The 6,903-nt window shown below is 57.3% G+C and carries 6 protein-coding genes; 1 reads left to right on the plus strand and 5 read right to left on the minus strand.

Annotated elements, in window-relative coordinates; all coding sequences use genetic code 11:
• Positions 1–724: 724 nt before the first annotated feature.
• The gene (locus tag FJY67_10635; GenBank protein MBM3329907.1) at positions 725–1,174 is read left to right on the plus strand and encodes a hypothetical protein; all 450 of its coding nucleotides are present in this window, start codon (positions 725–727) and stop codon (positions 1,172–1,174) included.
• Positions 1,175–1,359: 185 nt separating this feature from the next.
• On the opposite strand, the gene FJY67_10640 is transcribed toward FJY67_10635, so the two are convergent.
• From FJY67_10640 to miaB, 5 genes are all read right to left on the minus strand, one after another.
• Positions 1,360–2,394 (minus strand): zinc-binding dehydrogenase, encoded by a 1,035-nt coding sequence (locus tag FJY67_10640; protein MBM3329908.1) that lies wholly within the window; start codon positions 2,392–2,394, stop codon positions 1,360–1,362.
• A 33-nt stretch (positions 2,395–2,427) separates the two neighbouring features.
• Positions 2,428–3,183, minus strand: a complete 756-nt coding sequence (gene truA / locus FJY67_10645) for a tRNA pseudouridine(38-40) synthase TruA (protein ID MBM3329909.1) — start codon at positions 3,181–3,183, stop codon at positions 2,428–2,430.
• A gap of 3 nt (positions 3,184–3,186) precedes the next feature.
• A complete protein-coding gene (locus FJY67_10650) occupies positions 3,187–3,960 on the minus strand; it encodes an energy-coupling factor transporter transmembrane protein EcfT (protein ID MBM3329910.1) in 774 nt (257 codons plus the stop codon).
• Positions 3,957–4,970 carry a glycosyltransferase gene (locus FJY67_10655; GenBank protein MBM3329911.1) on the minus strand — a complete coding sequence of 338 codons (1,014 nt, stop codon included), beginning with the start codon at positions 4,968–4,970 and terminating at the stop codon, positions 3,957–3,959. Before FJY67_10655 ends, FJY67_10650 begins: the two co-directional genes overlap by 4 nt.
• A 277-nt stretch (positions 4,971–5,247) precedes the next feature.
• Positions 5,248–6,624, minus strand: a complete 1,377-nt coding sequence (miaB, locus tag FJY67_10660) for a tRNA (N6-isopentenyl adenosine(37)-C2)-methylthiotransferase MiaB (GenBank protein ID MBM3329912.1) — start codon at positions 6,622–6,624, stop codon at positions 5,248–5,250.
• Positions 6,625–6,903 lie beyond the last annotated feature (279 nt).

Here is a 6,903-nt window from a genome sequence, read left to right on the forward strand (position 1 = left end):
TATTTACTATTCTTCGGCAGCGCTGAACCTGACTTGGTGCCAGACCGTGTTCTGCAAAATAACCGTAATGTCTTTGGCACAAGAATGCATATAGCGGGCGGAGATGTGAATGCAGATGAATATGGAGATGTTATTACCATTTCCCCCGATGGTAATAATGGCGAAGGCGAATTACATATTTATTTCGGCAGTAGATTCATGGACACGACTGCTGCCATAAATGTCAGAACACGCGATTTTTATGGATACAATACCGGCTTTGGAATGGGAGCAGTTGGAGACTATAATGGTGATGGAGTAAAGGACTTCGTGTCGTACGTCCCCATGGAAAGAGGTGGAAATTACTATGGTATACTTACTTTACATGGTGGATCCCGGGATTGGCGAGTGTCGGTGAAGGAGCCTGTCTATCCTGCTATGCAACCTCGTAGTATCAGAATAAAACTACACCCCAACCCGTTCAATGCGGAACTGAAGGTTCGCATAAGTGAACTGCAGGGTGGTGAGTGCCGGTTGCGTCTTATGGATATAGCAGGTCGTATGGTATCAGACAAATCCATCTCATTCCGGCAGCAGGACGAAGTCTCATTCGTTCTTGATACTACAGAACTTCCGACTGGAATCTATATCGTATTGGTCTTAAACCGATTGTCTTCCGGCAAGTGGCAAAGCGCGCTTGCGAAGGCGCTCTTGCTTCGCTAATTAGGCAAATTTGGAGGTTAGTATGAATGCTCGCATCGTTACTCTCATAGTTCTGGCGCTTCTGACCATTCGTCCTGCGCATCTCGTCGCTCAGCGCACCTACATCGGCACTGAGGGCAGCCCTCTCAACTGCTATGGTGGTTTCATTGCCTGGAATCAGACCGGGCATCGGGCCGATGACTTCAGTTATCGTTACCTACAAGAGGGCGGATTCACCACCGATCTACCGTTTGTAAGTTCAGTCGTGGCTCAGCAAGGACAGTTTTCCTATCGGAGCCTCTTCAGTCATTATGGTATCAAGCCCTACTTGGGAGCGGGCGCAGGAGCCGATGGCTATGAACCTGCGACAGCCAACCGCAATTGCTTCATCGAGCAGTCCTGCCGCCAGTGGAGCGCCGATGCCGGGATGGAGAATCCCGACCCTATGCCCCTCATGATCAAACGCATAAAGAGGATGGATGCCGATTTCTGAGCGATGATTATAGACCACCTCCAGGCGTCCCGCTTTGCGCATTTCATCAATAATGTCGTTGAAAAAGCATAAAATACAGCCGGAAGGTGCATCCTGACTGGGAATGTATCGCGATGGCTCGATGACGGCCGTTGGCGAGGGATCATATTCGAGGATGGGTGCAATACTGCGGTCATTTCCCGACATTACGCTACCCTAAGCACAATCTTCCCGGCGACAGCGCCTTCTTCGAGCATCTGTTGCGCCCGGGCTGCCTCGGCGAGCGGCAGTTCCGCTCCCACCTGCACCTTGACCGCTCCGGATGCCGCGAGATCGATGATCTCCTGCATCTCCACTTTCGTTCCAAGATAGAGGCCTTGGATCGAAAGGTGTCGCAGATAGGTCATATGGAGCGAGAAGTTAGGCACTTCGCGACCGGTGATGATGCCGCAGAGCAGAATCCGTCCGCCTTTCTTCACCATCTGGAACGATTTCGGGAAAGTCTCGGGCCCGACATAGTCGATGATCAGATCGACGCCTGCCGGGCAAAGTTTCATCACCTCGGCCGGGACGTCGTCCCGCTTTCTGTTGAAAACGTGGTCGGCGCCGAGGGATGTCATCAGTGCGAGCCGGTCGTCCGAGCCGGCAGTGGCGATCACCGTTGCGCCGAGCCGTTTTGCGATCTGAATGGCTATCGTGCCCAGCCCACCGGCGCCTCCCCAGATGAAAAACGTCTGACCGGCCGAAAGTCCCCCCACCCCTTTCAAGGCGTGCAGCGCCGTCAGCCCGGCGATTGGCAGACCCGCAGCAGAATCGAAGGAGATGCTGTCCGGCAGAACGAAGCAATTACCCGCCGGGACGGTGCAGTATTCCGCATAACCCCCCTTCAGGTGTAAACCGAAGTATTTCCACCCCAGGCAGAGGTTGGGACGACCCTCCCGGCAAAGTTGACACTTTCCACAGGCGATGAGCGGATAAACGACAACGCGCTTGCCGATCAGATCACGGCTCACGTCCGGTCCGGCTTCGAGGACCGTCCCGGTAATGTCTCCGCCCGGAATGTGCGGTAGGGGAATTGGGATGCTGGGATAGCCCCGACGGACGACGAGATCGACGTGGTTGATGCCAGTGCAGGCAATCTGTATCAAGACTTCGCCCGATACTGGAACCGGCGTCGGCTGGTCGCTGGTGTAGGTCAAGACGTCACGTTCGCCGTGACGGGGTATGGTGATGGCTTTCATTTATTTGAGGTGATTTGAGTCCATGGATGTATATCAATCGGTGCTGGATATCTGCTTATCGGGATAGGCGACAGCGACAAGCGTCAAGCCCTTCGCCGGAGCGATCCGGACGGCTCCGCAGCGCACCGGGCGTTCGAGCAATTGCCTGAAGTCGTCCGGTGAATAATAACCCCTTGCCAGGTCAAAGAGGGATCCCACCAGACCTCGCACCATCTTGTGGAGGAACCGGTTGGCAGTGATCCGGAAGGTTACGCCGTCGTTGTCAGCAACCCAGTGGGCTTCGGTAACGACGCATTCGTAATGTAACTCCCCCGGCCGGTAAAGCGCAAACGCTCTGAAGTCATGCCGGCCAAAGAGCAGCGACACTCCTTCCTCGGCGAGGGTATCGTCCCATGGCAGCATCGGCGTCCAACTGGTGCGGCTGCGTAGCGGGTGTAAGGTGTGCTCAATCCGGTAGTGGTAGGATCGGGAAGTGGCGCTGTAACGGGCGTGAAAGTCCGGCGCTGCAGGCTCTGCGGCGAGCACCCGAATAGCCGGCGGCAGGAAGCTGTTGGCGGCAATGGTGAGCCGGTCTAATGGCACACGCAAAGTTTCGACATCAAAGTGTGCCACCTGGCCGGATGCGTGAACACCGGCGTCGGTGCGCCCGGCGGCTATGAGTGAGATAGGGATGCCAAGCAGTCGCTCAAAGACCTCTTCGAGGGTCTGCTGAATCGTCGGGTCGCCAGGCTGGCGTTGCCAGCCGGCGTAGTCGGTACCGTCGTATTCGATGAGCAGTCGCAGACGCACTTGTCAGCGCGAGGAAATGAAGGTAATAAAGAGTATGATCGTCAGCCCCATCAGCACGACTGTCAGAACGTCGCGCCCTGCCAGTTTTAGAGGCCGGTAGAAACTGCGGGCTGCCCGGACCACAAATCCCCGCGATTGCATCGCATCGGAGATCGTATCTGCGCGGTCAAGACCAGCCTCAAGCAGCGGTCCCCAGAGCGGCAGCAGGCTGCGAATACGTTGCACCGGACTGCCGCCAGTTCTTAGTCCACGACCGAATTGTGCCTGCCGAATCCGGTTGGCTTCAGAGAGCAGCATCGGAAGAGTTTTCATCGCCAATCCGAGTCGAAGTGCAAAGGGACCGGTCGCACGGAGTCCTTTCTGGGTGCGCCGTCCGAACGCATATGCGGCAAGGCTCCAGTCCGACGGGTGCGTCGTCCGACTGACGAGCGAGGCAGAGACGCTCATAATAGCGATTTTTATGGCGAAGAAGAGACCTCGCGAAACAGCCTCCGCCAGTGATAGATCGCGACCTGTGACGAAAACATGGATAATAATGGTCAGCAGGTAAAAGAGCCATAATGCAGCAGCGTCTCGCACAATGACCGGCAATATAGGTCTGATCGCCGAGAGGCTTATAAACAGTGGCAGGGAGGCAATAGCCAGTGCAGTCCAGGACTGCGCCCAAAGCCCCATCGCTACCAGTGCAACCAAACCGGTCAACTTGACGCGCGGATCGAGGCGGTGGAGGAGTGTGTCGCCGTCGCTAAAGGCGCCAATGATGGGAGTTAGACTCATGATGAAAACGAATCCCCAAGAAGTGCTCGAACCCGCACGAGGGGCGAATCGGACTCGCCTTCAATAAGGGGAAGGGGTGCGATACTCCCGGCTTCGATTTGCCGGTAACAGCGTTCAAGGTTAAAGTCGTCCTGTGCCGACACGACGACCTGCCCTCGATCCGCGAGCCGTCGCGCAAGGTATTCCTGTTCAGTCTGACCGGGCGTAGGCACAAGGATCGCCGGACACGCGAGATAGGGGAGATCCATCAAGGTGCTATAGCCGGGACGGGCAAGGATGGCTTTGGCGGAATTCGCCGCCCGCCGGATAGATGCCGTCGAAAGATGAGGATAGCGAATCACGCGGCCGTCGAATTGGGAATCGGGATCTGCATTCCTCGGCAAGCCCCGGATGATGAGCAGGCGAAGGTCGCTTCCCGATGCCTGCTTAAGAATGATCTCCTCAAACCGGCTCCGCTGCGGCTCGGGACCGGAGAGGATTACGAGCAGATCGACAGGCGCAATGTCAGGCTTATCGTCAGACACATCAGAAGTCAAGTGGAATCGCGAGAGCGGGCCGATGAAGTGGACATTCGACGGTCTTTGGGAGGTATGTGAAAGGTCGCCAGAGAGATTCTCCTCACCGGCGTAGTCCGGCACCCAACACTCGGTGAAGCGGCTGATGATGCGCTGGTGAAAGAAAGCCAATGGCGATCGCGCCCAACCTTGACCGCCCGGAGGCAATATGATCAGTTGATGTGTGATATAGACCGACGGCACGTCAGGCTGGTGGAAGCCGAACCGGTTGTCGGAAATCACAAAGTCGATGCGGCGGTGACGGCAGAGGTCGTCCAGCCAACTTCGCTCCCGCCGCGCGGCGCCTATCAGTTTCGGCATCTGTCGTGCCATTGCGGTCGCCATAGAGCCGTCGGTCGGATAGGTGATGCCGTAGCCGGGTAGATTTAGAATCTCAACGCCGGGGCATTCGCCCTTTAGGAACTCCAGCGGCCCGCCACTGGCAGCAATGACCACCTCATAGCCGGCTTCACTTAGCGACCGGATGACCGGGACGCACCGCGCGGCGTGCCCAAGCCCCCAGTCCAGGGGAGAGATCAGAATGGTGAATGAAGAGTGCAGGATGAGGATTGCGAGGTAGATTGAAGATTATTGATTAGTGCAGAAAAAGTTGACTTGGAGGGCGGACAAGAATGTCCGCCCTTCCCTAATAGGAACATCTCATCAGGGCGGACATTCCTGTCCGCCCTCCAGAAACGGCAACAATATTCTGCACCTCTTCATAGGGTTTAATCTACATTCTGCCTTCTGATTTCTGCATTCCCTCAAAGCCCCACATGAAACCGGCGGTAGCGGTCACTTTGACCAGTTTGCCTATCAAGTCCTTGCGGCCCGCGAAGACGACGGTCTTGTTCTGACGGGTGCGACCGGTCAGGCGGTCGGGATTGCGCTCCGAGACGCCTTCGACAAGAACCTCGAAGGTGCGTCCGACTTCGGCCTCGTTCTTACGCCGAAAGAGGGCATTGGCGGTTTCAACCAGTTGCTGCATCCGCTCACGGGCAACTTCGGCAGGGACGGGATCGGGCAGGTCGATTGCAGCGGTCTTGCGGCGTAGCGAGTAAATGAACATAAAGGCTTGATCGAACTGCAATTCCTCGAAGGCATCCAGGGTTTCGTGAAAGGCTGCGTCGGACTCGCCCGGGAAGCCGACGATGATGTCGGTGGTGATCCCAATACCGGGGACCGCGCTGCGCAATTTGGCGACGATGCGGCGATACTGGTCGAACGAGTAGGCGCGCTTCATAGCCCTAAGGATGCCATCATTGGCGGACTGGAGCGGCAGGTGGACATGCTCGCAGAGGGCTGGAAGGGACGCGATGGTCTCGATCAAGCGGTCGCTGAAGAGTTGCGGGTGTGGGCTGGTGAACCGGACGCGCAATCCGGGCGCGCGTGCGTCGATCTGCCTCAGCAGCCACGCGAAATCTATTCTCTCGCGCCCGCCCACTTCCTCATTGATCATTCCGCATTCCGCATTCGGCATTCGATAATGCCAGTCCCGACCCCAGGCGTTGACAGTTTGTCCGAGGAGGGTTACTTCACGGTAGCCGAGGGTCGCAAGTTCGACGATTTCGCTGAGGATGTCGCCCGGTGGGCGGGACCGCTCGGAGCCGCGCGCTGACGGCACCGCGCAGAAGGTGCAGGCGAAACTGCAGCCAAACTGGACGTCAACCCATGCTGAGACGGTTCCGGAGCGGCGAACGGGAGTAAGAGGCGTCGGGTCGTCGAAGAGATCGACGGCATCCAGGGGCTGGCGGTTCAGTTCGATCTGACGGACGAGTGAGGGCAGCCGGGCGACCGACCGCGGCCCAAGGAGTAGATCGACGTGCGGCGCCTTGGCACGGATCAGGTCTCCGTCGCGAGGCGCCATACAGCCGGCCACGCCGATGATGAGGCCGGGATTGCGGGTTTTGACGCGCTTCAGGTGCCCGAGTTCAGCCATCAGTTTCCGTTCAGGCTTCTCGCGGACGGCGCAGGTGTTGATGACGACGACGTCGGCTTCGTCGGGCGACGGGGCAACGGCATAGCCGTCCGACTCCATTAGCCCGATCATCCGCTCGGCGTCGTGGACGTTCATCTGACAGCCGTAGGTTTTGAGGAAGAGGCGCTTCAATTATCTGGCGTGAATGATAAGCGTTGCAGGTGCAGTCGCCGGACGCGAGCCGTTATAATATACGCCCGACTTGGAACGCGCGGGGGGGTTGTAGTCAAAAAATCGTCACATCGTCACCGAAATGGCATATCTTATTGGGTGGCATAGAGATACGCTGTGACGGAAGGGTGACGGAAGGGTGGAATATGAGGCCGATGGGCATTAATGATGGACTTCCCCGGTAACCTCAAACGCTCAAAACGGAACGCCGGCGATGCCGCCGGTTGGTTTTTGCAACTT

Source organism: Calditrichota bacterium, from assembly GCA_016867835.1.
In the GTDB taxonomy this organism is placed as follows: Bacteria; Electryoneota; AABM5-125-24; order Hatepunaeales; family Hatepunaeaceae; genus VGIQ01.